This window comes from Pseudomonas sp. 9.2(2024), assembly GCF_039695385.1.
Classification (GTDB): domain Bacteria; phylum Pseudomonadota; class Gammaproteobacteria; order Pseudomonadales; family Pseudomonadaceae; genus Aquipseudomonas; species Aquipseudomonas paraglycinae.
Genome location: NZ_CP155585.1, coordinates 207,304 through 233,251, shown reverse-complemented (window position 1 = coordinate 233,251; position 25,948 = coordinate 207,304). Strand labels below are relative to the sequence as shown.

At 58.9% G+C, this 25,948-nt stretch carries 24 protein-coding genes; 17 read left to right on the top strand and 7 right to left on the bottom strand.

What is annotated here, in order from left to right; translation table 11 throughout:
* The first annotated feature begins 19 nt into the window (after window positions 1–19).
* Complete coding sequence (locus ABFB52_RS01060; RefSeq protein ID WP_085748013.1) at window positions 20–334, top strand: tetratricopeptide repeat protein; 315 nt, start codon at window positions 20–22, stop codon at window positions 332–334.
* Window positions 335–385: 51 nt separating this feature from the next.
* On the opposite strand, the gene ABFB52_RS01055 is transcribed toward ABFB52_RS01060, so the two are convergent.
* Window positions 386–1,273: a lysophospholipid acyltransferase gene (locus tag ABFB52_RS01055; RefSeq protein ID WP_085748012.1), complete on the bottom strand. Its 888-nt coding sequence runs from the start codon at window positions 1,271–1,273 to the stop codon at window positions 386–388.
* Between the two features lie 40 nt (window positions 1,274–1,313).
* Complete coding sequence (gene tag, locus ABFB52_RS01050; protein WP_085748011.1) at window positions 1,314–1,871, bottom strand: DNA-3-methyladenine glycosylase I; 558 nt, start codon at window positions 1,869–1,871, stop codon at window positions 1,314–1,316.
* Window positions 1,872–1,951: 80 nt separating this feature from the next.
* Between tag and glyQ the strand changes: the two genes are divergently transcribed.
* The 4 genes from glyQ to ABFB52_RS01030 all read left to right on the top strand — a co-directional run bounded on the left by glyQ (window position 1,952) and on the right by ABFB52_RS01030 (window position 6,362).
* Complete coding sequence (gene glyQ, locus ABFB52_RS01045) at window positions 1,952–2,905, top strand: glycine--tRNA ligase subunit alpha (protein WP_003187265.1); 954 nt, start codon at window positions 1,952–1,954, stop codon at window positions 2,903–2,905.
* Entirely contained in the window at window positions 2,902–4,956 is a 2,055-nt protein-coding gene (glyS, locus tag ABFB52_RS01040; protein ID WP_085713090.1) for a glycine--tRNA ligase subunit beta, read from the top strand. The genes glyQ and glyS overlap by 4 nt, the downstream gene beginning before the upstream one ends.
* A gap of 4 nt (window positions 4,957–4,960) precedes the next feature.
* Window positions 4,961–5,500, top strand: a complete 540-nt coding sequence (gene gmhB / locus ABFB52_RS01035; RefSeq protein ID WP_165369524.1) for a D-glycero-beta-D-manno-heptose 1,7-bisphosphate 7-phosphatase — start codon at window positions 4,961–4,963, stop codon at window positions 5,498–5,500.
* A gap of 82 nt (window positions 5,501–5,582) precedes the next feature.
* Window positions 5,583–6,362, top strand: a complete 780-nt coding sequence (locus ABFB52_RS01030; protein WP_129972471.1) for a lysophospholipid acyltransferase family protein — start codon at window positions 5,583–5,585, stop codon at window positions 6,360–6,362.
* A gap of 157 nt (window positions 6,363–6,519) precedes the next feature.
* Here ABFB52_RS01030 and ABFB52_RS01025 read toward each other — a convergent pair whose 3' ends face one another.
* Window positions 6,520–8,061 (bottom strand): HAMP domain-containing sensor histidine kinase, encoded by a 1,542-nt coding sequence (locus tag ABFB52_RS01025; RefSeq protein WP_129972470.1) that lies wholly within the window; start codon window positions 8,059–8,061, stop codon window positions 6,520–6,522.
* A gap of 163 nt (window positions 8,062–8,224) precedes the next feature.
* Here ABFB52_RS01025 and ABFB52_RS01020 point away from each other — a divergent pair, with 163 nt between their 5' ends.
* Window positions 8,225–8,941, top strand: a complete 717-nt coding sequence (locus tag ABFB52_RS01020; protein WP_064592400.1) for a response regulator transcription factor — start codon at window positions 8,225–8,227, stop codon at window positions 8,939–8,941.
* 62 nt (window positions 8,942–9,003) lie between these two features.
* Here the strand turns inward: ABFB52_RS01020 and gyrB are convergent, their stop codons facing one another.
* Genes gyrB through dnaA form a run of 4 tightly spaced genes read right to left on the bottom strand, consistent with a single transcriptional unit; the run spans window position 9,004 to window position 15,211 of the window.
* The gene (gyrB, locus tag ABFB52_RS01015; protein WP_011331734.1) at window positions 9,004–11,421 is read right to left on the bottom strand and encodes a DNA topoisomerase (ATP-hydrolyzing) subunit B; all 2,418 of its coding nucleotides are present in this window, start codon (window positions 11,419–11,421) and stop codon (window positions 9,004–9,006) included.
* A gap of 5 nt (window positions 11,422–11,426) precedes the next feature.
* Entirely contained in the window at window positions 11,427–12,530 is a 1,104-nt protein-coding gene (recF, locus tag ABFB52_RS01010) for a DNA replication/repair protein RecF (RefSeq protein WP_003220208.1), read from the bottom strand.
* Between the two features lie 14 nt (window positions 12,531–12,544).
* Window positions 12,545–13,648, bottom strand: a complete 1,104-nt coding sequence (dnaN, locus tag ABFB52_RS01005) for a DNA polymerase III subunit beta (protein WP_011331733.1) — start codon at window positions 13,646–13,648, stop codon at window positions 12,545–12,547.
* A gap of 39 nt (window positions 13,649–13,687) precedes the next feature.
* Window positions 13,688–15,211 carry a chromosomal replication initiator protein DnaA gene (gene dnaA / locus ABFB52_RS01000; protein WP_011331732.1) on the bottom strand — a complete coding sequence of 508 codons (1,524 nt, stop codon included), beginning with the start codon at window positions 15,209–15,211 and terminating at the stop codon, window positions 13,688–13,690.
* 568 nt (window positions 15,212–15,779) lie between these two features.
* On the opposite strand from dnaA, the gene rpmH reads away from it, so the two are divergent.
* From rpmH to atpB, 11 genes are all read left to right on the top strand, one after another.
* Window positions 15,780–15,914, top strand: coding sequence for a 50S ribosomal protein L34 (gene rpmH / locus ABFB52_RS00995; protein WP_003213577.1), 135 nt, complete (start codon window positions 15,780–15,782; stop codon window positions 15,912–15,914).
* 16 nt (window positions 15,915–15,930) lie between these two features.
* Complete coding sequence (gene rnpA, locus ABFB52_RS00990; RefSeq protein ID WP_011336726.1) at window positions 15,931–16,332, top strand: ribonuclease P protein component; 402 nt, start codon at window positions 15,931–15,933, stop codon at window positions 16,330–16,332.
* Complete coding sequence (gene yidD, locus ABFB52_RS00985) at window positions 16,325–16,570, top strand: membrane protein insertion efficiency factor YidD (RefSeq protein WP_010465488.1); 246 nt, start codon at window positions 16,325–16,327, stop codon at window positions 16,568–16,570. The genes rnpA and yidD overlap by 8 nt, the downstream gene beginning before the upstream one ends.
* Window positions 16,571–16,572: 2 nt before the next feature.
* Entirely contained in the window at window positions 16,573–18,255 is a 1,683-nt protein-coding gene (gene yidC / locus ABFB52_RS00980) for a membrane protein insertase YidC (protein ID WP_085748005.1), read from the top strand.
* Window positions 18,256–18,336: 81 nt separating this feature from the next.
* Window positions 18,337–19,707: a tRNA uridine-5-carboxymethylaminomethyl(34) synthesis GTPase MnmE gene (gene mnmE / locus ABFB52_RS00975; RefSeq protein WP_129972469.1), complete on the top strand. Its 1,371-nt coding sequence runs from the start codon at window positions 18,337–18,339 to the stop codon at window positions 19,705–19,707.
* Window positions 19,708–20,258: 551 nt separating this feature from the next.
* The gene (gene mnmG, locus ABFB52_RS00970; protein WP_007954140.1) at window positions 20,259–22,157 is read left to right on the top strand and encodes a tRNA uridine-5-carboxymethylaminomethyl(34) synthesis enzyme MnmG; all 1,899 of its coding nucleotides are present in this window, start codon (window positions 20,259–20,261) and stop codon (window positions 22,155–22,157) included.
* Window positions 22,154–22,798, top strand: a complete 645-nt coding sequence (gene rsmG, locus ABFB52_RS00965; RefSeq protein ID WP_007911906.1) for a 16S rRNA (guanine(527)-N(7))-methyltransferase RsmG — start codon at window positions 22,154–22,156, stop codon at window positions 22,796–22,798. Before mnmG ends, rsmG begins: the two co-directional genes overlap by 4 nt.
* 18 nt (window positions 22,799–22,816) lie before the next feature.
* A complete protein-coding gene (locus ABFB52_RS00960) occupies window positions 22,817–23,614 on the top strand; it encodes a ParA family protein (protein WP_007954142.1) in 798 nt (265 codons plus the stop codon).
* Between the two features lie 9 nt (window positions 23,615–23,623).
* A complete protein-coding gene (locus tag ABFB52_RS00955; protein ID WP_064600630.1) occupies window positions 23,624–24,496 on the top strand; it encodes a ParB/RepB/Spo0J family partition protein in 873 nt (290 codons plus the stop codon).
* A gap of 148 nt (window positions 24,497–24,644) precedes the next feature.
* On the top strand, window positions 24,645–25,052 hold the full coding sequence (locus ABFB52_RS00950; protein ID WP_129972468.1) for a F0F1 ATP synthase subunit I: 408 nt from the start codon (window positions 24,645–24,647) through the stop codon (window positions 25,050–25,052).
* A 16-nt stretch (window positions 25,053–25,068) separates the two neighbouring features.
* Entirely contained in the window at window positions 25,069–25,938 is an 870-nt protein-coding gene (gene atpB / locus ABFB52_RS00945) for a F0F1 ATP synthase subunit A (protein WP_007954148.1), read from the top strand.
* Window positions 25,939–25,948: the final 10 nt, after the last annotated feature.

Here is a 25,948-nt window from a genome sequence, read left to right as displayed (position 1 = left end):
CGACCAAGAGGCGAGACCGATGATCGAATCCCTGGAAAAAATGCTCGCCAAGGGTGTGGATAACTCGCTGCTGCGCTTCGGCCTAGGCAAGGGTTATCTGGATCTGGGGGAGAATGCGAAAGCGGCCGAGCATTTCCAGCGTTGCGTCGGCTTCGATCCGAAATACTCGGCGGCGTGGAAATTGTTGGGCAAAGCGCAAGTGGCGCTGGGTGACATGGCGGCTGCGCGTCATGCGTGGGAGCAGGGGCTGGAAGCGGCCCGGGCCCATGGCGACAAGCAGGCCGAGAAGGAAATGACGGTGTTTCTGAAGAAGCTCGAACGGCAGAAGCCGTGACGGCTGTGGATAACCCGTTTGGTCAGGTTATCCACAAACGCACATTGCCGATCAGTACCAGCGCGCCTCGCCCGGCGGACGCTTTTTGAAGCGTTTCATGCTCCACATGTACTGGCTCGGATAAGCCGCCACATAACGCTCGACGACTTTACTCATCGCCGCGCAGGAGGTTTCAGTGTCGGTGCTGTACATGGCTTCCGGCGCCGCTTCGAGGATCACCTTATAGCCGGAACCGTCCGGCAACCGCAGGGCATGCAGGAACACCCCAACCGCTTTGCCACCGGCCAGCATGTTCGGCACGAACTTGCTGGTCAGGGCCTGGGTGGCGAAGAACGGCACGAAGATCCCGGCGGATTCGGCCGGTTCCGGGTCTGCGGGAATCCCCACCTGACCACCCTTGCGCACTTCCTTGATGACACTGAGGATGCCTTCCTTGGTCGACGCGGCGACTTTGTTGCCCAGTTGCACGCGTTGTTTACGCAGCAATTCATCCACCGCCTTGAGCTTCGGCGGCCGGTAGAAAATGATCGGTTTGCACTGGCTGCAATAGAAGTGGTTGAGCACTTCCCAGTTGCCCAGGTGGCTGGTGATGCCGACCACGCCCTTGCCCGAGGCCAGCGCTTCTTTCAGCACTTCGAGGCCTTCGACTTCGCGCACCAGATCGATGGAGCGCTGGGCCGGCCAGATCCAGGCGCAGGCGCTTTCGGTCAGGGACTTGCCGATGTCTTTCAGGGTCTGGCCGACCAGACGCTCGCGTTCGGCCGGGTCCATCTGTGGAAAACATTTGGCGAGGTTGATCCGCACCACATCGCGGGAACGGTTGGGGGTTTTCCACATGATCCAGCCGATCGCCGAACCCACGGCCTGCACGGCCCGCCACGGAAGCAGGGCAAACAGCCGCAGAGCGCCAACCAGCATGGCGCCTTTAAACTTTTCCACAGGTCACTCCTGATCTTGTGCTGTGCGCGAGGCGGCCATTCTAACCGGCGTTGACGAGCTGCGCGTAGCGGTCGCAGTCTTGGGTGTGATCCATGACCATGCCCGAGGCCTGCATCAGCGCGTAGCAGATGGTCGGACCGACAAAGGTGAAACCGGCCTTTTTCAGGCCTTTGCTCATGGCCACGGCCTGCGGGGTGATCGCCGGGACTTCGCTGCGATCCTTGAAATGATTGATCACCGGGCGGTTATCCACAAACGACCAGAGGAAGGCCACCGGATCTTCCAGCGCCAGCCAGGCCTGGGCGTTGCGTCGGGCGGCGTTGAGCTTGAGGCGGTTGCGGATGATCCCCGGATCGAGCATCAATTGATCGATTTCCGCGTCGCTCATCTGCGCCACGCGCTGTACGTCGAAGCCGAACAACACCTCGCGATACCGCTCGCGCTTGCGCAGCACGGTGATCCACGAAAGCCCGGCCTGGAACCCTTCGAGCAAAAGCAACTCGAACAAACCCTGCGCATCGCGTAGCGGCGTGCCCCACTCCTGATCGTGGTAAGCCATGTACAGCGGATCTTCGTTGCACCAAAAGCAGCGTGGCATAAGGCTCCAGGGGTGGAGGTGCGACTGAATCGGGTATACTCCCGCTCTTTAAATCGCAGCCCAAGAAACAGGTGAATTTCGTGAGCCAGCCTACGCCAGCCGTGCGTACCTTCCAAGACTTGATCCTCGCGCTCCAGCAATACTGGGCCGAGCAAGGTTGTGTGGTACTTCAGCCCTACGATATGGAAGTAGGCGCCGGCACTTTCCACACCGCGACATTCCTACGCGCCATCGGCCCGGAAACCTGGAACGCCGCCTACGTGCAGCCAAGCCGCCGTCCGACTGACGGCCGTTACGGCGAAAACCCGAACCGTCTGCAGCACTACTACCAGTTCCAGGTCGTCCTGAAGCCGAACCCGGACAACTTCCAGGAGCTGTACCTGGGCTCCCTCAAGCATGTCGGCCTGGACCCGCTGGTCCACGACATCCGCTTCGTCGAAGACAACTGGGAATCGCCGACCCTCGGCGCCTGGGGTCTGGGCTGGGAAGTCTGGCTGAACGGTATGGAAGTGACCCAGTTCACTTACTTCCAGCAGGCGGGCGGCATCGAGTGCTACCCGGTGACCGGCGAGATCACCTACGGTCTGGAGCGTCTGGCCATGTACCTGCAGGGCGTGGACTCGGTCTACGACCTGGTCTGGGCTGACGGTCCGTTCGGCAAAGTGACCTACGGCGACGTGTTCCACCAGAACGAAGTGGAGCAGTCCACCTACAACTTCGAACACGCCAACGTCGACAAGCTGTTCGAACTGTTCGATTTCTATGAAAGCGAAGCCAAGCGCCTGATCGAACTCGACCAGCCGCTGCCGTTGCCAAGCTACGAAATGGTTCTGAAGGCCTCGCACACCTTCAACCTGCTGGATGCGCGCCGGGCGATCTCGGTGACTGCGCGTCAGCAATACATTCTGCGCGTTCGCACCCTGGCGCGTTCCGTCGCCCAAGCCTACCTGCTGGCCCGCGCCAAGCTGGGCTTCCCGATGGCAACCCCGGACCTGCGTGACGAAGTACTGGCCAAGCTGGAGGCTGCACAATGAGTGCTCAAGATTTTCTGGTTGAACTGGGCACCGAAGAACTGCCACCCAAAGCCCTGAACACCCTGGCCGAAGCGTTCCTGGCCGGTATCGACAAGGGCCTGCAAGCTGCCGGCCTGAATTACGAGACCAAAACTGTCTACGCAGCGCCGCGCCGTCTGGCTGTGCTGATCACCGCGCTGGCCACCCAGCAGCCGGATCGCAGCATCAACCTCGACGGCCCGCCGCGTCAGGCCGCGTTCGATGCTGAAGGCAACCCGACTCAAGCGGCACTGGGCTTTGCCAAGAAGTGCGGCGTCGAGCTGAGCGAAATCGACCAGAGCGGTCCGAAACTGCGCTACAGCCAGAACATCGCCGGCAAGCCGACCGCCAGCCTGCTGCCGACCATCGTCGAAGATTCGCTGAACGATCTGCCGATCCCGAAACGCATGCGTTGGGGTGCGCGCAAGGAAGAGTTCGTGCGTCCGACCCAGTGGCTGGTGATGCTGCTCGGCGACCAGGTCATCGACTGCACGATTCTCGCGCAGAAGGCTGGCCGTGAATCCCGTGGCCACCGTTTCCACCACCCGGAAAGCGTGCGCATCGGTTCGCCGTCGAGCTATCTGGCAGACCTGCGTGCCGCCTACGTGCTGGCCGACGCCAACGAGCGTCGCGAAATCATCAGCAAGCGCACCGAAGAGCTGGCAACCCGTCAGGAAGGCACCGCGATCGTGCCACCGGCGCTGCTCGACGAAGTGACCGCGCTGGTCGAGTGGCCGGTGCCGCTGGTGTGCTCGTTCGAGGAACGTTTCCTGGACGTGCCGCAGGAAGCGCTGATCACCACCATGCAGGACAACCAGAAGTACTTCTGCCTGCTGGATGCCGATGGCAAGTTGCTGCCGCGTTTTATCACCGTGGCCAACATCGAATCCAAAGACCCGCAGCAGATCATCGCCGGTAACGAGAAAGTGGTTCGCCCACGTCTGACCGACGCCGAGTTCTTCTTCAAGCAGGACAAGAAGCAGAAGCTCGAAGCGTTCAACGATCGCCTGCAGAACGTGGTGTTCCAGGAAAAACTCGGCAGCGTCTACGACAAGGCCGAGCGCGTATCGAAACTGGCCGCGTACATCGCCGCTCGCATCGGTGGCAACGCTTCGTGGGCTGCCCGTGCAGGGTTGCTGTCGAAGTGCGACCTGGCCACCGAAATGGTCGGCGAGTTCCCGGAGATGCAAGGTGTCGCCGGTTACTACTACGCCCTCAATGACGGCGAGCCGGAAGACGTCGCCCTGGCGCTGAACGAGCAGTACATGCCGCGCGGTGCCGGCGCTGAACTGCCAGCCACCCTGACCGGTGCGGCCGTGGCCATCGCCGACAAGCTCGACACCCTGGTCGGCATCTTCGGCATCGGCATGTTGCCGACCGGCAGCAAAGACCCGTATGCCCTGCGCCGTGCGGCACTGGGCGTGCTGCGGATCCTGATCGAGAAACAACTGGATCTGGACCTGAACGACGCCGTGGCGTTCGCCGTGAATGCGTTTGGTGCCAAGGTCAAGGCTGCCGGCCTGAACGACGCGGTGCTGGAGTTCATCTTCGATCGTCTGCGTGCGCGTTACGAAGACGAAGGCGTGGATGTTGCCACTTACCTGTCGGTACGTGCCCTGAAGCCGGGTTCGGCGCTGGACTTCGACCAGCGTGTGCAAGCGGTGCAGGCCTTCCGCAAACTGCCGGAAGCGGCAGCGCTGGCGGCGGTGAACAAGCGTGTTTCGAACCTGCTGAGTAAAGTCGAAGGCTCGGTGCCGACCGACGTTCAGGCCAAGTACTTCGACAACGCCAACGAGTTCTCACTGTACTCGGCGATCCAGCAGGCGGACCAGGCTGTACAGCCAATGGCCGCGGCGCGTCAGTACAACGAATCGCTGGCACGTCTGGCCGCCCTGCGCGAGCCGGTCGACGCGTTCTTCGACGCGGTGATGGTCAATGCCGAAGACGCCAATGTACGGGCCAACCGTTACGCGCTGCTGGCGCGTCTGCGTGGCCTGTTCCTGGGCGTTGCCGACATTTCGCTGCTGGGTTGAGGGATTGCTGTTGAAACTGCTGATTCTCGATCGGGACGGAGTGATCAATTACGACTCCGACGCTTACATCAAGTCGGTGGAGGAGTGGATTCCGCTGCCCGGCTCGATCGAAGCGATTGCGCAGTTGAGCAAGGCCGGCTGGACGGTGGCGGTCGCCACCAACCAGTCGGGCATTGCTCGCGGCTACTACGACCTCGCCACCCTCGATGCCATGCACGCGCGTCTGCGCGAACTGGTGGCGGAGCAGGGCGGTGAAGTCGGGTTGATCGTGTACTGCCCGCATGGGCCGGACGAGGGTTGCGACTGCCGCAAGCCGAAACCGGGGATGTTGAAAACCATCGCGCAGCATTACGACGTCGCGCTGACGAATGTCTGGTTCGTCGGCGACAGCCTTGGTGACCTGGAGGCCGCCAAAGCCGTCGATTCACAGCCCGTTTTGGTAAAGACCGGGAAAGGCGAAAAGACTCAGGCCAAGACCTTGCCGGTGGGCACCCTGATTTTTGACGATCTCGCGGCGATTGCCGCAGAACTTATCCACAACTAGAGTGCTTCTGAAGTTCCTGACCAGGGATTGATCGGGAGTGCGCTTGAACAGTCGGGCATCGCCCGTAACGGTAAACGTCGCCATGTCGATACTGCAGGCCATCAGAATCTTCCTCTTTTACCTGCTGCTGGGCACCACCGCTCTGCTGTGGTGCAGCCTGAGCTTTTTTATCGCGCCCTTTCTGCCGTTCAAGGCGCGCTATCGTTTCATCAACGTGTACTGGTGCCGCTGCGCCTTGTGGTTGACCAAGGTGTTTCTCGGTATCCGTTACGAAGTCAAAGGCGCGGAAAACGTCCCTGACCGGCCCTGCGTGATTCAATCGAACCACCAGAGCACGTGGGAGACGTTTTTTCTCTCCGCTTATTTCTCGCCCTTGAGCCAGGTGCTCAAGCGCGAACTGCTGTACGTGCCGTTCTTCGGCTGGGCGATGGCCATGCTGCGGCCGATCGCGATTGACCGCGACTACCCGAAAGCCGCCCTCAAGCAAGTGGCTGCGAAGGGTGACGAGCTGCTCAAGGATAATGTCTGGGTGCTGATCTTCCCTGAAGGCACTCGCGTTCCCCACGGCACCATCGGCAAGTTCTCCCGCAGTGGCAGCGCGTTGGCGGTGAATGCGGCGCTTCCGGTGCTGCCGATTGCGCACAATGCCGGCAAGTTCTGGCCGAAAATCGGTTGGGGTAAAAAGCAGGGTGTGATTACCGTGGTCATCGGTGAGCCGATGTACGCCGAGGGCAGCGGCCCGCGCGCCATCGCCGATCTGAATGACCGGGTGCAGGCGTGGAACGAGAAAACGCAACGAGAAATGGGCTCGCTGCCTCCGGCCCCTGAGGCACCGGCTGCGAACGATCAAATCGCTGTCTGAGATTTGTGGATAACCTGTGTACGGTTTGTTCGCAAAGTCCCGAATTATCAAATTAAGTAACTGATTTACTTATATATTTCCGAAACTGATAAAACGCCGTAAAAGGTGCATAAGTTTTTTTCGGAAGTAAGGAAACCGGCTGATATAGCCGGTTTTTTTATGCCTGCTCTTCGGCGATCAGCGGCAGATCCAGGCGGAACGTCGTGCCTTGATCGACCACGCTCAGGCACTCGATCCGACCGCCATGGTGATCGACCACGGCTTTGACCATCGACAACCCCAGGCCCACGCCGTCGATGCCCTGTGCAGAAGAAAAGCGCCGGTACTGGCTGAACAGGTCGGGCAGCTCCTCTGCAGCGATGCCTTTGCCTTGATCGGTCAGTTCACAACGCAGCCAGTCGTTGTGGCAACTGACACGCAGATCGACGGTTGATCCGGCCGGGCTGTACTTGATTGCATTTTCCAGCAGGTTGAACAGTGCGCGGGTCAGCAAGCCCTGATCGGCCAGGATCAGGCGCTCGTGTGATTGTTCGTCCATGTCGCTCAAAAGCTCAATGCGTTTTTGCTGGGCGATGGGCAAGGCCTGATCCAGCACGTCCATGACCAGCATCCCGAACAGGCTCGGTTGAAACTGATACGTCTCGGATTCGGCCCGTGCCAGCAGAACAAAGCCGTCGGTGAGCTCCAGCGCCCGGCGTACCTGGCGCTCAATCTGTTCGAACAGCGGCGAATCCGTTCCCGTCTGATGCCGGTGTACCTCGAGCAGGGCAAGAATCGCCGAATGAGGGGCACGCAGGTCATGGGACAGGAAGCGCAGCAACACACCGCGCTGTTCCTCGGCGGCGCGTTCGGCGCTCAGGTCAGTGAGGCTCAGGAGCCAGCCGATCGGCAAGTCGCCATCGACCGGCAATAAAGCGGCGCGCTCCAGACGCAGGCTACGCTCCTTGTGGTCACGAAATTCCAGCAGAGGAAGCTCGGATAGCGGCGGACGCGACTCTGTGGACAACTCCGGATAGCCCAGGCTCGCGAGTTGATCGAGCACATCCTCGCCCACCAGATTGTGATCGAACAGGCTCCGGGCCTTGCGGTTGCCCAACAAGACTTGTCCCCGTGGATCGCTGATCAGCGTTGCGACCGGCAGATACTCCAGCCCGTCGGCAATGAATCGGCGGGTATCGCGGGTGCGGCTCATGGCTTGCTCAAGCGCCATGATCTGCCCCTGCAAGCGGTCGGCGCTGGGAAACTGCGCCCGACGCCGTTCGGGAAAGACTTTCGGTTCACTGTCCAGCCGCGCCAGCTCCCAGCCGAAATAGGTCAGCACCACGCTCAGACGTCGCCAGTTCCAGATCAAATAACCGAACAACATACCCAGCACCGCCGGTGTCGGCGACCACCAACGCCTCATCTCCGCCAGCCCCGCACTGGTCAGCAGCACGCAGGCCATCCCGCCCAATGTCAGCCAGAGCGCCAGACGTGGACGCCACAGCAGCAATCCAAGTACGCACGCGACCATGGCTACCGAGAGTCCTGCGCCCATCAATGGCGCCGGGTCATGCAAATTGATCTGCGCGCGCCAGGAAAGCAGTGCAGTCAGCGGCAACAGCACTAGACTTATCCACACCCACTCGCGCACCAGTTGCCGGAACAAACGCTGAACCTGGCTGGGGACGCGGCTTTCATGTCGGCGCTGGTTATTCATGGGAAACAGGGCAGGGCGGGTTGAATGGTTTCATAGGCGGCCGGTCTGAGGACGTAGACCCGAAGAATCATAGCGGCTCGCCCTATGGCGTGCCGCTTACTTTCACTGCATGGAGTGAGCCGATCCGGTCGGCACCCACCCGAGCGACAAGGAACCACCGCGTATGCGCGTTGCGATACTAGACGATGAACCCGCCGAACTGCGCCGGGTCGAGCAGACCCTGCAACAAATGGCCGAGGCCGGAGGACAGCCCTGGTCACTGCACAGCTTCGAAAGTGGTGAAGACCTGCTGCGACAGTTGCGCCGGGAAACCTTCGACCTGCTGATCCTCGATTGGCAATTGCCCGACCTCACCGGCCTCGCGCTGCTGCGCTGGACCCGCGAACACATGGAAGCCCCCCCGGCGGCCATCATGCTCACCAGCCGCGACGGTGAAAGCGATATCGTCCAGGCCCTGAATGCCGGGGCCGACGATTACGTCAGCAAACCGTTTCGGCCCAATGAACTGAAGGCCCGCGTGGCGGCGGTATTGCGTCGGCACAGCCTGCAACGAAGCGCCCCGGCCGAGGTTCTGCGTTTCAATGACCTGGTGTTCGACGATGCCGAACTGACCGTCACCCGCGACGGGAAACCGATCGTCATGACTGAACGTGAGTATCGTCTCGCCCATTGTCTGTTCAGCAACCTTGGCCGACCGCTGTCACGGGATTACCTATACGAACGATTCTGGCCCCACGAAGAAATGTCCACGTCTCGGCCACTGGACACTCATATCTATCGCCTGCGCAACAAGCTCGGGCTGACGGCGGATCGGGGTTGGCAGTTGCTGACGATTTATGGGTATGGGTATCGGTTGGAGAGTGTGGCGGCAGGGGAGTGAATCGCAGGCAATAAAAAAGGCCAACGCTTGTGCGTTGGCCTTTTCGTTAGCGCCGACCGGGATCAGAAATCCAGGTTGGAAACCGCCAGAGCGTTGCTCTCGATGAAGTCACGGCGAGGTTCGACCGCATCACCCATCAGGGTGTTGAAGATCTGGTCTGCGCCGATGGCGTCTTCGATGGTGACTTTCAGCATGCGGCGCACGCTTGGGTCCATGGTGGTTTCCCACAGCTGATCCGGGTTCATTTCGCCCAGACCTTTGTATCGCTGGATGGTGTGGCGCTTGGTGCTTTCGGCCATCAGCCAGTCCAGGGCTTCCTTGAACTCGGTGACCGCTTTCTTGCGCTCGCCACGCTGGATGTACGCGCCTTCGTCGAGCAGGGTGCTCAGTTGAGCACCGAGGGTGACGACGGTCTTGTAATCGTTGCTGCCGAAGAAGTCGCGGTTGAAGGTGACGTAGTTCGACAGGCCGTGGGAGATCAGTTCGACCTCTGGCAGCCACACGCCACGTTCACGGTCTTCACGCAGGCTGGCCTTGTAGACCAGGCCCGACTTCTCGACGGTGCGCAGACGGACTTCGTACTGGGCCAGCCAGTCTTGCATCTTGGCGTGGTCGCCGAGCATTTCCAGGCTCACGGCCGGCAGGTAGATGAAGTGCTCGGTCAGCTCCTGCGGGTAAAGGCGCGACAGACGCTTGAGGGTCTTCATCACCATGCGGAAGTCGTTCACCAGTCGTTCCAGCGCTTCGCCGGAAATGCCCGGGGCGTCTTCGTTCAGGTGCAGGCTCGCATCTTCCAGGGCCGACTGCGTCATGTACTCTTCCATGGCGTCGTCGTCTTTGATGTATTGCTCTTGCTTGCCTTTCTTGACTTTGTACAGCGGCGGCTGGGCGATGTAGATGTAACCGCGCTCGATCAGTTCAGGCAACTGACGGAAGAAGAAGGTCAGCAGCAGGGTACGGATGTGCGAACCGTCGACGTCAGCATCGGTCATGATGATGATGTTGTGATAGCGCAGCTTGTCGATGTTGTACTCTTCGCGACCGATGCCGCAGCCCAGCGCGGTGATCAGGGTGCCCACTTCCTGGGACGAGATCATCTTGTCGAAACGGGCTTTCTCGACGTTGAGGATCTTGCCCTTCAGCGGCAGGATGGCCTGGGTCTTGCGGTTACGTCCCTGCTTGGCAGAGCCGCCCGCGGAGTCACCTTCCACGAGGTACAGTTCGGACAGCGCCGGGTCTTTCTCCTGGCAGTCAGCGAGTTTGCCCGGCAGACCGGCGATGTCCAGCGCGCCTTTGCGGCGGGTCATTTCACGAGCCTTGCGCGCCGCTTCACGGGCACGGGCGGCGTCGATCATCTTGCCGACGACCAGTTTGGCTTCGTTCGGGTTTTCCAGCAGGAAGTCGGAGAAGTACTTGCCCATTTCCTGTTCGACCGCGGTCTTCACTTCGGAAGACACCAGCTTGTCTTTGGTCTGGGAGCTGAACTTCGGATCCGGCACCTTCACCGAGATGATCGCGGTCAGGCCTTCACGGGCATCGTCACCGGTGGTGGCGACTTTGTGCTTCTTCGCCAGACCTTCCTGCTCGATGTAGTTGTTCAGGTTACGCGTCAGTGCGGAACGGAAGCCCACTAGGTGGGTGCCGCCGTCGCGCTGCGGAATGTTGTTGGTGAAGCACAACAGGTTCTCGTTGAAACTGTCGTTCCACTGCAGGGCGATTTCCACGCCGATGCCGTCTTCACGCTGGATGTTGAAGTGGAACACCTGGTTGACCGCAGTCTTGTTGGTGTTCAGGTATTCAACGAACGCACGCAGGCCGCCTTCGTACTTGAACAGCTCTTCCTTTCCGCTGCGCTCATCCTTGAGGACGATGCCGACACCGGAGTTGAGGAAGGACAGTTCACGAATGCGCTTGGCCAGGATGTCCCAGCTGAAGTGAATGTTCTTGAAGGTTTCGCTGGAAGCCTTGAAGTGAATCTGGGTACCGGTGGTTTCGCTGTCGCCAACGATCGCCATCGGTGCCTGAGGCACGCCGTGAACGTAGGTCTGTTCCCAGATCTTGCCGCTGCGGCGAACGGTCAGTACCAGCTCTTCGGACAGCGCGTTCACAACAGAAACACCTACACCGTGCAGACCGCCGGATACCTTGTAGGAGTTGTCGTCGAACTTACCGCCAGCGTGGAGGACGGTCATGATGACCTCGGCGGCGGAAACGCCTTCCTCTTTGTGCACGTCTACCGGGATGCCACGGCCGTTGTCTTTAACGGTGATGGACTCATCCGGGTGGATGATGATGCTGATGTCGTCGCAGTGGCCGGCGAGGGCTTCGTCGATCGAGTTGTCGACCACCTCGAACACCATGTGGTGCAGACCGCTGCCATCGTCGGTGTCACCAATGTACATACCGGGACGTTTGCGCACGGCATCCAGGCCTTTCAGCACTTTAATGCTCGATGAGTCGTACGTATTTTCTTCGCTCAATGCCTTCACTCCCGATGGTCGTGGGTCTGGGTGATACGGCCCTGTTCCACGTGGAACAGAGCGACTGGCGTTTCCGTCTGCCAGCCTTCCCTCAATAATTCGTGATCTACACAGGTGATAAAGACCTGGCAGCGTAAGTCTTCCAGCAAGCGGCACAGCGCGCGACGGTGGCTCTCGTCCAGTTCGGACGGCAAGTCATCCACCAGATAAATACACTGGCCGCGTCGGGCCTGGCTCACCAGATGCCCCTGGGCAATCCGCAATGCACAGACCACCAACTTCTGCTGACCCCGGGACAAGATGTCCGCGGCATTGTGCGCGCCCAATCTAAGACGCAAGTCAGCCCGTTGTGGCCCGGCCTGGGTATGACCCATTTGCTGGTCCCGTTGCACGGATCCGGCGAGTACAGCGCTCAATTCCCGGTCCTTGTCCCAGCCTCGGTAATAGCTGAGCGTCAAACCTTCGAGCTCAACCAGTTCGCTCAAGGTTTGTTCAAAGACTGGTTTCAAGGCTTTGATGTAAGCGCGGCGGTATTCATCGATTTCAGCGCTGGCCTGGCACAGTTCCCTGTCCCAAACCGCTTGCGAAACGGCGTCAAGTGTACCATGCCGCAGCCAGGAGTTTCTCTGGCGCAAGGCCTTCTGCAAACGCTGCCAGGTGGCCATGAACCGCGGCTCGACGTGGAACACACCCCAGTCGAGGAACTGCCGGCGAATCTTCGGCGCGCCTTCCAGCAGGCGAAAGCTGTCGGGGTTGATCAACTGCAGCGGCAGGATTTCCGCCAGTTGTGCAGCGCTACGAGCATTCTGACCATCGATGCGAATCTGGAACTCGCCCTGACGGTCGCGGGATATCCCCAATGCGCTGTGGCCACCCTCGGCGAGTTCGACCTGACCGAATACGGTGCAAGCGAGTTGCTCATATTGGATGACCGGCAACAGTCGCGTGCTACGAAACGAACGGGCAAGCCCCAGCAGGTGAATGGCTTCCAGAACACTGGTTTTGCCGCTGCCGTTGGCGCCGTAAAGAATGTTGATTCGGGGGGAGGGGGAAAAGGTCACCGGGTGCAGATTGCGCACCGCGGTGACCGAGACGCGACTTAGCGACATCCAGAGTCAGCTGATTACAGACGCATCGGCATGACAACGTAAGCCGAATCGTCATTGTCGGACTCTTGCACCAGCGCACTGCTGTTGGAGTCGGACAGGATCAGACGAACCTGCTCGGTAGTCATCACGCCCAGCACGTCGAGCAGATAGCTGACGTTGAAGCCGATTTCCAGGGAGCCGCCGTTGTATTCCACGCCTACTTCTTCTTCCGCTTCTTCCTGCTCCGGGTTGTTGGCCTGGATCTTCAATTGACCGCTGGCCAGTTGCAGACGGATACCGCGGTACTTCTCGTTGGACAGAATCGCGGTACGGCTGAACGCTTCACGCAGCGCCTGACGATCGCCCAGTACCAGCTTGTCGCCACCTTTTGGCAGAACGCGCTCGTAGTCCGGGAACTTGCCGTCGACCAGTTTCGAGGTGAAGGTGAATTCGCCGGTGGTCGCACGGATGTGGTGCTGGCCCAGGACGATGCTGACGTTGCCGTCCGGCTCGGTGAGCAGACGTGCCAGTTCAAGAATACCTTTGCGCGGCACGATCACCTGGTGGCGATCCTGCTGGCCGATGTCGGCCTGCATCGAGCACATGGCCAGACGGTGACCGTCGGTAGCCACGGCACGGATCACACCGGTCGACACTTCCAGCAACATGCCGTTGAGGTAGTAACGCACGTCCTGCTGGGCCATGGCGAAACTGGTGCGTTCGATCAGGCGACGCAGCTTGCTCTGTTCCAGACTGGTAGTCAGCGACCCCGGGCCTTCTTCCACAGTCGGGAAGTCGTTGGCCGGCAGGGTCGACAGGGTGAAACGGCTACGGCCGGCTTTCACCACCAGCTTCTGCTCGTCGACCTTGATATCGATCAGCGCATCGTTCGGCAGGCTCTTGCAGATGTCCATCAGCTTGCGCGCAGGCACGGTGATGGAACCTGTTTCAGCCGGCTCCTCGAGTTGCACGCGACCGACCAGTTCGACTTCCAGGTCGGTACCGGTCAGCGACAGTTGCTGGCCATCGACAACCAGCAGCACGTTGGACAGTACCGGCAAGGTCTGTCGGCGCTCGACGACGCCTGCGACCAGTTGCAGGGGTTTCAACAGGGCTTCGCGTTGAATGGTGAAATGCATGGTCTAGTCCCTTGCCTTAATAAGCTGCGCTGGTGTTCATCAAGTGGTCAGTGTACGCAGCAGGTTCTTGTAGTCCTCGCGGATGTCCGCGTCGGATTCCTTAAGTTCGTTGATCTTGCGGCAGGCGTGCAACACGGTCGTGTGATCCCGGCCGCCAAACACATCGCCGATTTCCGGCAGGCTGTGGTTGGTCAGTTCCTTGGACAATGCCATGGCCACCTGACGCGGACGAGCGACCGAACGCGAACGGCGTTTGGACAGCAGGTCGGAGATCTTGATCTTGTAGTACTCGGCGACGGTGCGCTGAATGTTATCCACAGAGACCAGTTTGTCCTGCAACGCCAACAGGTCTTTCAGGGATTCGCGAATCAACTCGATGGTGATGTCGCGGCCCATGAAGTGCGAGTGGGCGATCACGCGTTTCAGCGCGCCTTCCAGTTCACGGACGTTGGAGCGAATGCGCTGGGCAATGAAGAACGCCGCATCGTGTGGCAACTCGACTTTGGCCTGGTCGGCCTTCTTCATCAAGATGGCGACGCGGGTTTCCAGCTCCGGCGGCTCGACGGCAACCGTCAGGCCCCAGCCAAAGCGGGATTTAAGGCGCTCTTCAAGGCCTTCGATTTCTTTCGGGTAGCGGTCACTGGTGAGAATGACCTGCTGACCACCTTCAAGCAGGGCGTTGAAGGTGTGGAAAAACTCTTCCTGGGAACGTTCCTTGCGGGCGAAGAACTGAATGTCGTCAATCAGCAGGGCGTCCACCGAACGGTAGAAACGCTTGAACTCGTTGATCGCGTTCAGTTGCAGTGCCTTGACCATGTCGGCAACGAAACGCTCGGAATGCAGGTACACGACCTTGGCATTCGGGTTCTTCTTTAAGAGATGGTTACCCACCGCGTGCATCAAGTGCGTCTTACCCAGACCTACGCCGCCATAAAGGAAGAGCGGGTTGTAGCCGTGCTTCGGGTTGTCTGCCACCTGCCAGGCCGCCGCACGGGCGAGCTGGTTGGATTTACCTTCGACAAAGTTTTCGAAGGTAAAGGTGCGGTTCAGGTAGCTGGTGTGCTTGAGCGCGCCTTCGACCTGCACGGTGCGCTGTTCGGCGCGAACCGGGGCCTGTTGAGACGCGGCACCAGCCATCGGATCGAAGCTGTCGCGGGACGGCTCTTCACTGATCTCTTCTGTTTTCTGCGTTGTGCGCTTGGTCGGCGCAGGCGTCGGAGCTGGTGCTGGCGCACTGGCCGGCGCGGCATTGGCCTGAGCCTGGGACACTTGCGCAGCAGCCAACGGTGCGTTCGGTGCGGCACGAGGAGCCGAACTGCGCTTGCTGCCTATTAATAAGGAGAGCGACGGTGCGAGACCGTTGCCATGCTCATCCAGCAGTTCAAGGACGCGCCCCAGGTACTTTTCGTTGACCCAGTCCAGAACAAAACGGTTCGGTGCGTAGACGCGCAACTCGTCGCCTTCGGCTTCGACCTGTAGTGGACGGATCCAGGTGTTGAATTGTTGGGCAGGCAGCTCTTCGCGCAAAAGCTCCACGCACTGCTGCCAAAGTTCCACTGACACGGATATCCCCTAAGTTGAAAGCCGGTGAGGCAAAAACAAGCGGCCATTGTAGCGGCCAGTCGTCCACTTATCCACATGCAGGTTGCCCGGTGGACATGATTTATCAATGCGTTAAACGCGAAAAAGGCGACCGACGGTGTGTGCATAAGCTCTGTGGATAACCCTATCTGAGCACACTGGACAACTGGGGGCGAAAGTCGGTGGATAACCAGCCTGTGGATAACCACCTATTCCACACACAGGTTATCCGACAGCGCAGCACAGGCTGAACACGGTTTTCCACTGTAGTTGTCATTCTCTGTACATCGCTTGAAACAAGGCCTTGAGCCAGTTATCCACAGATAACGGTGTACCTAGCTTTTACAAGCTTTACAGAAAAGCTTTAAATAATTCCCTTCTTTATTTTTATCTTTGGCAAACCGGGTAAACAGGTCCTGGCGGCTCCGAAGATCTATTTATAAGGAAACGTTGGTTGGAAATTGACCTATTGGCTTGCTTTCTCTAGAATCCCCGGTCTCTTAAAACGGGGGCCATTCCGGCCCGTTGTGGACGAACCAGGTAACACGACATGAAACGTACTTTCCAACCAAGCACTATCAAACGCGCTCGTACCCACGGTTTCCGTGCTCGCATGGCTACCAAGAACGGTCGTGCCGTACTGTCGCGTCGTCGCGCCAAAGGCCGCGCACGTCTGGCAGTTTGATAATCCGGCACTGGAGGTGAGTCAGGACTTCAGTCGGGAAAAGCGTCTGCTTACTCCCCGGCATTTCAAGGCAGTCTTTGACTCCCCTACCGGCAAGGTTCCGGGGAAAAATCTCCTGCTCCTTGCGCGCAACAACGATCTCGATCACCCCCGTCTCGGGCTGGTTATCGGGAAAAAGAGCGTCAAGCTCTCCGTCGAGCGCAATCGCCTCAAACGTCTTATGCGCGAATCGTTTCGCCTGCACCAGGATTCACTGGTCGGCTGGGACATCGTTATCGTCGCGCGCAAAGGTTTGGGTGACGTAGAAAACCCCGAATTGATTCAGCATTTCGGCAAACTCTGGAAACGTCTGGCACGCAACAAGCCGGTACCAGCAGTCAAAACCGAAACTGTAGGGGTAGACAGTCCAGATGCGTAAACTGGCGCTCGTTCCGATCCAGTTTTATCGCTACGCCATTAGTCCCCTGATGGCCAGTCACTGTCGTTTCTACCCCAGTTGTTCTTGCTACGCGTATGAAGCCATCGAAAATCATGGCCTTCTGCGCGGTGGCTGGCTGACCTTTCGTCGTTTAGGTCGCTGTCATCCGTGGAATCCCGGTGGTTATGACCCGGTTCCACCTATCCCTACCTCCCGTTCTTCTTCGATGGCCGAGTAATCATGGATATCAAACGCACGATCCTGATCGTCGCCCTGGCAATCGTGTCCTACGTCATGGTCCTTAAATGGAACCAGGACTATGGCCAGGCTGCCCTGCCGACTCAGAATGTTGCTTCCAGTACGACTACATCCGGTTTGCCGGACACCGCCACTGGCAATAATGCTGCTGCCAGTGACGATATTCCGCGCGCCGCAAGCGATACCAGCGCACCTGCCGAAACGCCGGTCGCCGTCAGCAAGGATCTGATCCAGATCAAAACCGATGTGCTCGATCTCGCGATCGATCCACAAGGTGGCGATGTTGCCCAGCTGACCTTGCCGCTGTATCCACGTCGTCAGGATCGTCCGGACGTTCCGTTCCAGCTGTTCGACAACGGTGGCGAACGTACCTATCTGGCACAGAGCGGTCTGATTGGCACCAACGGTCCGGATGCAAACCCGGCCGGTCGTCCGGTCTACTCCTCGGAGAAGAAGACTTATCAACTGGCTGACGGTCAGGACCAACTGGTCGTTGACCTGAAGTTCAGCAAGGACGGCGTCAATTACATCAAGCGTTTCACCTTGAAACGTGGCCTGTATGACGTGACCGTGACCTATCTGATCGACAACCAGAGCGCTCAGCCTTGGTCCGGTTCGATGTTTGCTCAGCTGAAACGCGATGCAAGCGCTGATCCTTCGTCGACCACTGCTACCGGTACCGCGACTTACCTGGGCGCCGCCCTGTGGACAAGTTCCGAGCCGTACAAGAAAGTGTCCATGAAGGACATGGACAAAGCTCAGCTCAAGGAAACTGTCACCGGTGGTTGGGTAGCCTGGCTGCAACACTACTTCGTGACTGCATGGGTTGCTCCGAAGGGCGAAAACAACATCGTCCAGACCCGTAAAGACAGCAAAGGCAACTACATCATCGGTTACACCGGTCCTTCGCTGACCGCTGCACCGGGTGCGAAAGTCGAAACCAGCGCTGTTCTGTACGCCGGTCCGAAAAGCCAGGCTGTGCTGAAAGAATTGTCCCCAGGTCTGGAACTGACTGTCGACTACGGCATTCTGTGGTTCATTGCCCAGCCAATCTTCTGGCTGCTGCAACATATCCACAGCATCGTCGGCAACTGGGGCTGGTCGATCATCTTCCTGACCATGCTGATCAAAGGGATCTTCTTCCCTCTGTCGGCCGCCAGCTACAAGTCGATGGCCCGCATGCGCGCCGTGGCTCCGAAACTGGCTGCACTGAAAGAGCAACATGGCGATGACCGGCAGAAAATGTCGCAAGCCATGATGGAGCTGTACAAGAAAGAGAAGATCAATCCGCTGGGCGGCTGCTTGCCGATCCTGGTGCAGATGCCGGTTTTCCTTTCCCTGTACTGGGTTCTGCTGGAAAGCGTGGAAATGCGCCAGGCGCCGTTCATGCTGTGGATTACCGACCTGTCGATCAAGGATCCGTTCTTCATCCTGCCGATCATCATGGGTGCGACCATGTTCATCCAGCAGCGTCTGAACCCTACACCTCCGGATCCGATGCAGGCCAAGGTGATGAAAATGATGCCAATCATCTTCACCTTCTTCTTCCTGTGGTTCCCGGCGGGTCTGGTGCTGTACTGGGTTGTGAACAACTGCCTGTCGATTGCCCAACAGTGGTACATCACGCGTAAGATCGAAGCGGCGACGAAAAAAGCCGAGGCGTAACTTACTCTGTGGATAACACCACTCAAAACGCCCCCTAGTGGGGCGTTTTGCTATCTGCCATTTTTGTCTGGATACCGGTTTATGAGCGCACCTCGTGAAACCATCGCAGCCGTCGCTACCGCCCAGGGCCGTGGCGGCGTGGGCATCGTTCGAATTTCCGGGCCGCTGGCCGGCGTTGCGGCCAAAGCCATCAGCGGCCGCGAGCTGAAACCACGGTTTGCCCACTACGGCCCGTTCTTCAGTGACGATCAACAGGTGCTGGATGAAGGTCTGGCGCTGTATTTCCCCGGGCCGAACTCGTTCACCGGCGAAGACGTATTGGAACTGCAGGGCCACGGTGGCCCGATCGTCCTCGACATGTTGCTAAAGCGTTGTCTGGAACTGGGCTGCCGTCTGGCTCGTCCCGGTGAGTTCAGCGAAAGAGCGTTCCTCAACGACAAACTGGATCTGGCGCAGGCCGAGGCCATCGCCGATCTGATCGAAGCCAGTTCTGCACAGGCCGCGCGCAATGCCTTGCGCTCCTTGCAAGGGGCCTTCTCCCAACGTGTGCATAACCTCACCGAACAGCTGATCGGCCTGCGGATCTATGTCGAAGCGGCGATCGACTTCCCGGAAGAAGAAATCGACTTCCTCGCCGACGGCCATGTGCTGAGCATGCTCGACAAGGTTCGTAACGAGTTATCCACCGTATTGCGCGAAGCCGGGCAGGGTGCGTTACTGCGTGACGGCATGACCGTGGTGATTGCCGGTCGTCCGAATGCCGGCAAATCCAGCCTGCTGAACGCACTGGCCGGTCGTGAAGCCGCGATCGTGACCGAAATCGCCGGCACCACTCGGGATATCCTGCGTGAACATATCCACATCGATGGCATGCCGCTGCATGTTGTGGATACCGCTGGTCTGCGTGATACCGATGACCATGTGGAAAAGATCGGCGTTGAACGAGCGTTGAAAGCCATAGGCGAAGCTGACCGAGTGCTGCTGGTCGTCGATGCCACTGCGCCAGAGGCCGCCGATCCGTTCGCCTTGTGGCCGGAATTCCTTGAAACCCGGCCAGATCCGGCGAAGGTCACCCTGATTCGTAACAAGGCTGATCTCACCGGTGAACCCATTGCCCTGGAAGTCAGTGACGATGGCCACGTGACGATCAGCCTGAGCGCCAAGTCTGCCGGTGAAGGTCTGGACCTGCTACGTGATCACCTCAAAGCCTGCATGGGCTACGAACAAACATCGGAAAGCAGCTTCAGCGCACGCCGCCGGCACCTCGAAGCCCTGCGTCATGCCAGTGATGCCCTGGAACATGGACGTGCCCAACTGACCTTGGCGGGTGCTGGTGAGCTGTTGGCCGAAGACCTGCGTCAGGCCCAGCAGTCTCTCGGGGAAATCACCGGCGCCTTCAGCTCCGATGATCTGCTGGGACGGATCTTTTCCAGCTTCTGCATCGGTAAATAAACCTCCCGTTGTCCACAGACAGGTCCGTTCGCGACCTGTCTGTCCTCCTTCCTCGTTTTTCCTTCCTCCAGTGCCGGACACATTTCTGTTCCTGAGCGGATGTTCCGTGCCCGCGATTCCTTCATTCATCCGATTTCTGTGGATTAATCCCTGTGAATAACTGCCGCTGAGGGCAGTTGATAACAGGGCCTGAAAACTGAACATAACTGCCGCTGTGGATAACCACCTCATTCATCCACAGGCTTACACCGGTTATCCAAGGGCCTCATGGCGACATGGCCACAGGGTTTTGAATATCTGTACACATTGAAAATAAAGGCCTGCAGAAATCTATCCACAGAAAACATGGGCAGTAAGAATAAGCTTTAAAACAAAGGTTTTATAAATTTCTCTCTTTTTTATTCTTTTAACCGCGAGTTCTCCACAGCTGGTTAAATTTTGTGCAAAGGGTTCTTTAGGAAGGGCGAAGTCCCTATACTTGCCGACCAGGTCCAGAAACCTGATCTCAAACTATTCCTGAATTACCTACTTAAGCAGGCACGAGGTGCGTGGTGGATTTCCCTTCCCGTTTTGAAGTGATCGTCATCGGCGGCGGTCATGCCGGTACCGAGGCAGCACTGGCCTCAGCACGCATGGGTGCAAAAACCCTTCTGCTGACGCACAACGTGGAAACCCTCGGTGCCATGAGTTGCAACCCGGCCATCGGCGGCATTGGCAAAAGCCATCTGGTCAAGGAAATCGACGCCCTCGGCGGCGCGATGGCCATGGCCACCGATCTGGGCGGTATCCAGTTTCGCGTGTTGAACAGCCGCAAAGGCCCGGCCGTACGTGCAACCCGTGCGCAAGCCGACCGGATTTTGTACAAGGCCGCTGTCCGCGAAATTCTGGAAAACCAGCCGAACCTGTGGATATTTCAACAAGCCGCTGACGACCTGATCGTTGAGCAGGAACAAGTACGCGGTGTCGTCACGCAAATGGGTCTGCGTTTCTTCGCCGATTCCGTGGTGTTGACCACCGGTACGTTCTTGGGCGGACTTATCCACATCGGCTTGCAGAATTTTTCCGGTGGTCGCGCCGGTGATCCACCATCGATCGCCCTGGCGCATCGTCTGCGTGAATTGCCGCTGCGTGTCGGTCGCCTGAAAACCGGTACGCCACCGCGTATCGACGGCAAGTCGGTGGATTTCTCGGTGATGACTGAGCAGCCAGGCGATACGCCGATCCCGGTGATGTCGTTCATGGGCAACAAGGAACAACATCCACGGCAAGTCAGTTGCTGGATCACCCACACCAACGCCCGCACCCACGAAATCATTGCCGCAAACCTTGATCGTTCGCCGATGTATTCCGCTGCCGGCGAAATTGAAGGCATTGGCCCGCGTTATTGCCCGTCGATCGAAGACAAGATCCACCGCTTTGCCGACAAGGAAAGCCATCAGGTGTTCATCGAGCCAGAAGGCCTGACCACCCACGAGCTGTATCCGAACGGGATATCCACAAGCCTGCCGTTCGACGTGCAGTTGCAGATCGTGCAATCGATCCGCGGCATGGAAAACGCGCACATCGTGCGTCCGGGTTATGCGATCGAGTACGACTACTTCGATCCGCGCGACCTGAAGTACAGCCTGGAGACCAAAGTCATCGGCGGTCTGTTCTTCGCTGGTCAGATCAACGGCACCACCGGTTACGAAGAAGCCGGCGCCCAGGGTTTGCTCGCCGGCGCGAACGCCGCATTGCGTGCGAAAGGCAAAGAAGCCTGGTGCCCGCGTCGTGATGAGGCGTACATCGGGGTACTGGTCGACGACCTGATCACCCTAGGTACCCAAGAGCCGTACCGCATGTTCACTTCCCGTGCCGAGTACCGCCTGATCCTGCGTGAGGACAACGCCGACCTGCGTCTGACCGAAAAAGGTCGCGAACTGGGCCTGGTCGATGACGCGCGCTGGGCAGCGTTCTGCAAAAAACGCGAGAGCATCGAACTCGAAGAGCAGCGCCTGAAAAGCACCTGGGTTCGCCCGGGCACTCCGCAGGGCGATGCGATTGCCGAGAAATTCGGTACGCCGCTGACTCACGAATACAACCTGCTCAATCTCTTGAGCCGTCCGGAAATCGACTACGCTGGTCTGGTCGAAGTGACCGGGCAGGGCGCGGAAGATCCACAGGTCGCCGAACAGGTCGAGATCAAGACCAAATACGCCGGTTACATCGACCGTCAACAGGACGAAATCGCCCGTCTGCGTGCAAGCGAAGACACGAAACTGCCTGTGGATATCGATTACACCAACATTTCCGGTCTCTCCAAGGAGATCCAGAGCAAGCTTGGCGCGACTCGTCCCGAGACGCTGGGCCAGGCTTCGCGGATCCCGGGTGTGACCCCGGCAGCGATTTCGCTGTTGATGATCCATTTGAAAAAACGCGGCGCGGGCCGTCAGTTGGAGCAAAGCGCTTGAGTTCTAAGGTCACTTCGCAACACGCCGAAGAGTTATCCACAGGAGCCCGCGAGCTCGGTGTCAATCTCACTGAAACCCAGCACGAATTGTTGCTGGGTTATCTGGCCCTGTTGATCAAATGGAACCAGGCCTACAACCTGACCGCGGTCCGCGATCCGGACGAAATGGTTTCCCGTCACTTGCTCGATAGCCTCAGCGTGATGTCGTTCATCGAAAACGGCCGCTGGCTGGATGTCGGCAGCGGCGGCGGCATGCCGGGGATCCCTTTGGCGATCCTGTATCCGGACTCGCAAGTGACTTGCCTGGACAGCAACGGTAAGAAAACCCGCTTCCTGACCCAGGTCAAACTCGAACTCAAACTGGATAACCTGCAAGTTATCCACAGTCGCGTCGAAGCATTCCAGCCTGCACAGCCGTTCAACGGGATCATTTCCCGGGCCTTCAGCAGCATGGAGAACTTCACCAACTGGACTCGCCACCTCGGCGACGCCGATACGCGCTGGTTGGCAATGAAGGGCGTCCATCCGGCCGATGAGCTGGTAGCATTGCCGGCAGACTTCAAACTCGATAGCGAACACGCCCTGGCCGTACCCGGTTGCCAAGGCCAACGCCATCTGCTGATACTGCGCCGCACGGCATGATTGGGAACACAAGCAAGAATGGCTAAGGTATTCGCGATAGCGAACCAGAAGGGTGGTGTGGGCAAGACCACCACCTGCATCAACCTCGCAGCATCCCTGGTCGCGACCAAGCGCCGGGTGCTGTTGATCGATCTCGATCCACAGGGCAACGCCACCATGGGTAGCGGTGTGGATAAACATGGCCTGGAAAACTCGGTCTACGACCTGCTGATCGGCGAATGCGATCTGGCCCAGGCCATGCACTACTCCGAACACGGCGGTTATCAACTGCTGCCGGCCAACCGCGACCTGACGGCGGCCGAAGTGGTGCTGCTGGAAATGCAGATGAAGGAAAGCCGTCTGCGCAGTGCGCTGGCGCCGATCCGTGAAAACTACGATTACATTCTGATCGACTGCCCGCCGTCGCTGTCGATGCTCACACTGAACGCACTGGTCGCTGCTGACGGGGTGATTATCCCCATGCAGTGCGAGTACTTTGCGCTCGAAGGTTTGAGCGACCTTGTGGATAACATCAAGCGCATCGCCGAACTGCTGAACCCGAACCTGAAAGTCGAAGGCCTGCTGCGGACCATGTATGACCCGCGCCTGAGCCTGATGAACGATGTATCGGCCCAGCTCAAGGAACACTTCGGTGATCAGCTGTACGACACGGTGATCCCGCGCAACATCCGACTGGCTGAAGCCCCGAGCTACGGCATGCCGGCGCTGGCCTACGACAAGCAATCGCGTGGCGCGCTGGCCTATCTGGCCCTGGCGGGCGAGATGGTTCGCCGTCAGCGCAAAAATTCACGCATCGCCGCTGCCCAGCCAACTTAAGGAATCCCCATGGCCGTCAAGAAACGAGGTCTCGGACGAGGACTGGATGCACTGCTGAGCGGTCCGACTGTCAGCTCGCTGGAAGAACAAGCGGCGCAGGCTGACAGCCGTGAGTTGCAGCACCTGCCACTGGACTTGCTGCAGCGCGGCAAGTATCAGCCACGTCGGGACATGGATCCGCAGGCGCTGGAAGAGCTGGCGCAGTCGATCAAGGCCCAGGGCGTGATGCAGCCGATCGTGGTTCGCCCGATTGGCGGTGGTCGTTTTGAAATCATCGCCGGCGAGCGCCGCTGGCGCGCCAGTCAGCAGGCCGGCCAGGAAACCATTCCTGCAATGGTCCGCGACGTGCCGGATGAAACCGCGATCGCCATTGCGCTGATCGAGAACATCCAGCGCGAAGACCTGAACCCGATTGAAGAAGCGGTGGCCCTGCAGCGCTTGCAGCAGGAATTCCAGCTCACCCAGCAACAGGTCGCCGAGGCTGTGGGTAAGTCCCGCGTCACTGTGGCCAACCTGTTGCGCCTGATTGCGCTGCCGGAAGTCATCAAGACCATGTTGTCCCACGGCGACCTGGAAATGGGTCATGCCCGTGCATTGCTCGGTCTGCCGGACAATCAGCAGGTGGAAGGGGCGCGACATGTTGTCGCACGCGGTCTCACCGTGCGCCAAACCGAGGCACTGGTTCGTCAGTGGTTGAGTGGCAAACCGGAGCCGGTCGAACCGTCCAAACCCGACCCGGATATCGCTCGCCTCGAGCAACGTCTGGCCGAGCGCCTAGGCTCTGCGGTGCAGATCCGCCACGGCAAGAAGGGAAAGGGTCAGTTGGTGATCGGTTACAACTCCCTCGACGAGCTTCAAGGTGTGCTCGCACACATCCGCTGAAACAATTCCTCTTGTAGCGCGCAGTCGGAAATCACTACCTGACAGTTGAATAGGGGCAGAACCGCCCCTATACTCTGCGCGCATTTTGTCGGCACAAATTATGCCAAGTTATTGAATTTCGGCAGCCGACCATTGGAGAGCAATAGTGATGGAAACCCGCACGCCAAACCGCCTGCCGTTCCATCGCCTGGCGGTTTTTCCGGTGTTGATGGCTCAATTTGTCATTTTGCTCATTGCCGCTTTGGCGCTCTGGCAATGGCACGGAGTCGTTGCCGGATACTCGGGACTTTGCGGAGGCCTGATAGCCTTGCTGCCCAATGTTTATTTCGCTCACAAGGCATTTCGGTTTTCCGGCGCCCGAGCAGCCCAGTCCATCGTCCGGTCTTTCTATGCCGGCGAGGCAGGCAAACTGATTTTGACGGCAGTGCTGTTTGCACTGGTGTTTGCAGGTGTGAAGCCACTGGCGCCGATCGCTGTATTCGGCGCCTTCGTGCTGACTCAGTCGGTCAGCTGGTTCGCTCCCCTGCTGATGAGAACAAGACTTTCGAGACCTTAGGGCGTTTGAGGCAACCATGGCAGAAACAACCGCTTCGGGCTATATCCAGCACCACTTGCAGAACCTGACCTTCGGTCAGCTACCCAACGGCGGCTGGGGCTTTGCCCACACCGCAGCAGAGGCCAAGGAAATGGGCTTCTGGGCTTTCCACGTCGATACCCTCGGCTGGTCGGTCGCGCTGGGTCTGATCTTCGTTCTTCTTTTCCGCATGGCGGCCAAGAAGGCGACTTCCGGTCAGCCGGGTGCATTGCAGAACTTCGTTGAAGTCCTGGTCGAATTCGTCGATGGCAGCGTGAAAGACAGCTTCCATGGCCGTAGCCCGGTGATCGCACCGCTGGCACTGACCATCTTCGTCTGGGTGTTCCTGATGAACGCCGTCGACCTGGTACCGGTCGACTGGATTCCTCAGCTGGCCATCCTGATCTCCGGCGACCACCACATCCCGTTCCGCGCCGTGTCGACCACCGACCCGAACGCGACCCTGGGCATGGCGTTCTCGGTTTTCGCACTGATCATTTTCTATAGCATCAAGGTCAAGGGCCTCGGCGGCTTCATCGGCGAGCTGACCCTGCACCCGTTCGGCAGCAAGAACATCTTCGTTCAGGCCCTGCTGATCCCGGTGAACTTCCTGCTGGAATTCGTGACCCTGATCGCCAAACCGATCTCTCTGGCTCTGCGTCTGTTCGGCAACATGTATGCCGGCGAGCTGGTGTTCATCCTGATCGCTGTGATGTTCGGCAGCGGCCTGCTCTGGCTGAGCGGCCTGGGCGTTGTCCTGCAGTGGGCGTGGGCTGTGTTCCACATCCTGATCATCACCCTGCAGGCGTTCATCTTCATGATGCTGACCATCGTCTACCTGTCGATGGCGCACGAAGAAAACCATTAAGACCAGTCTC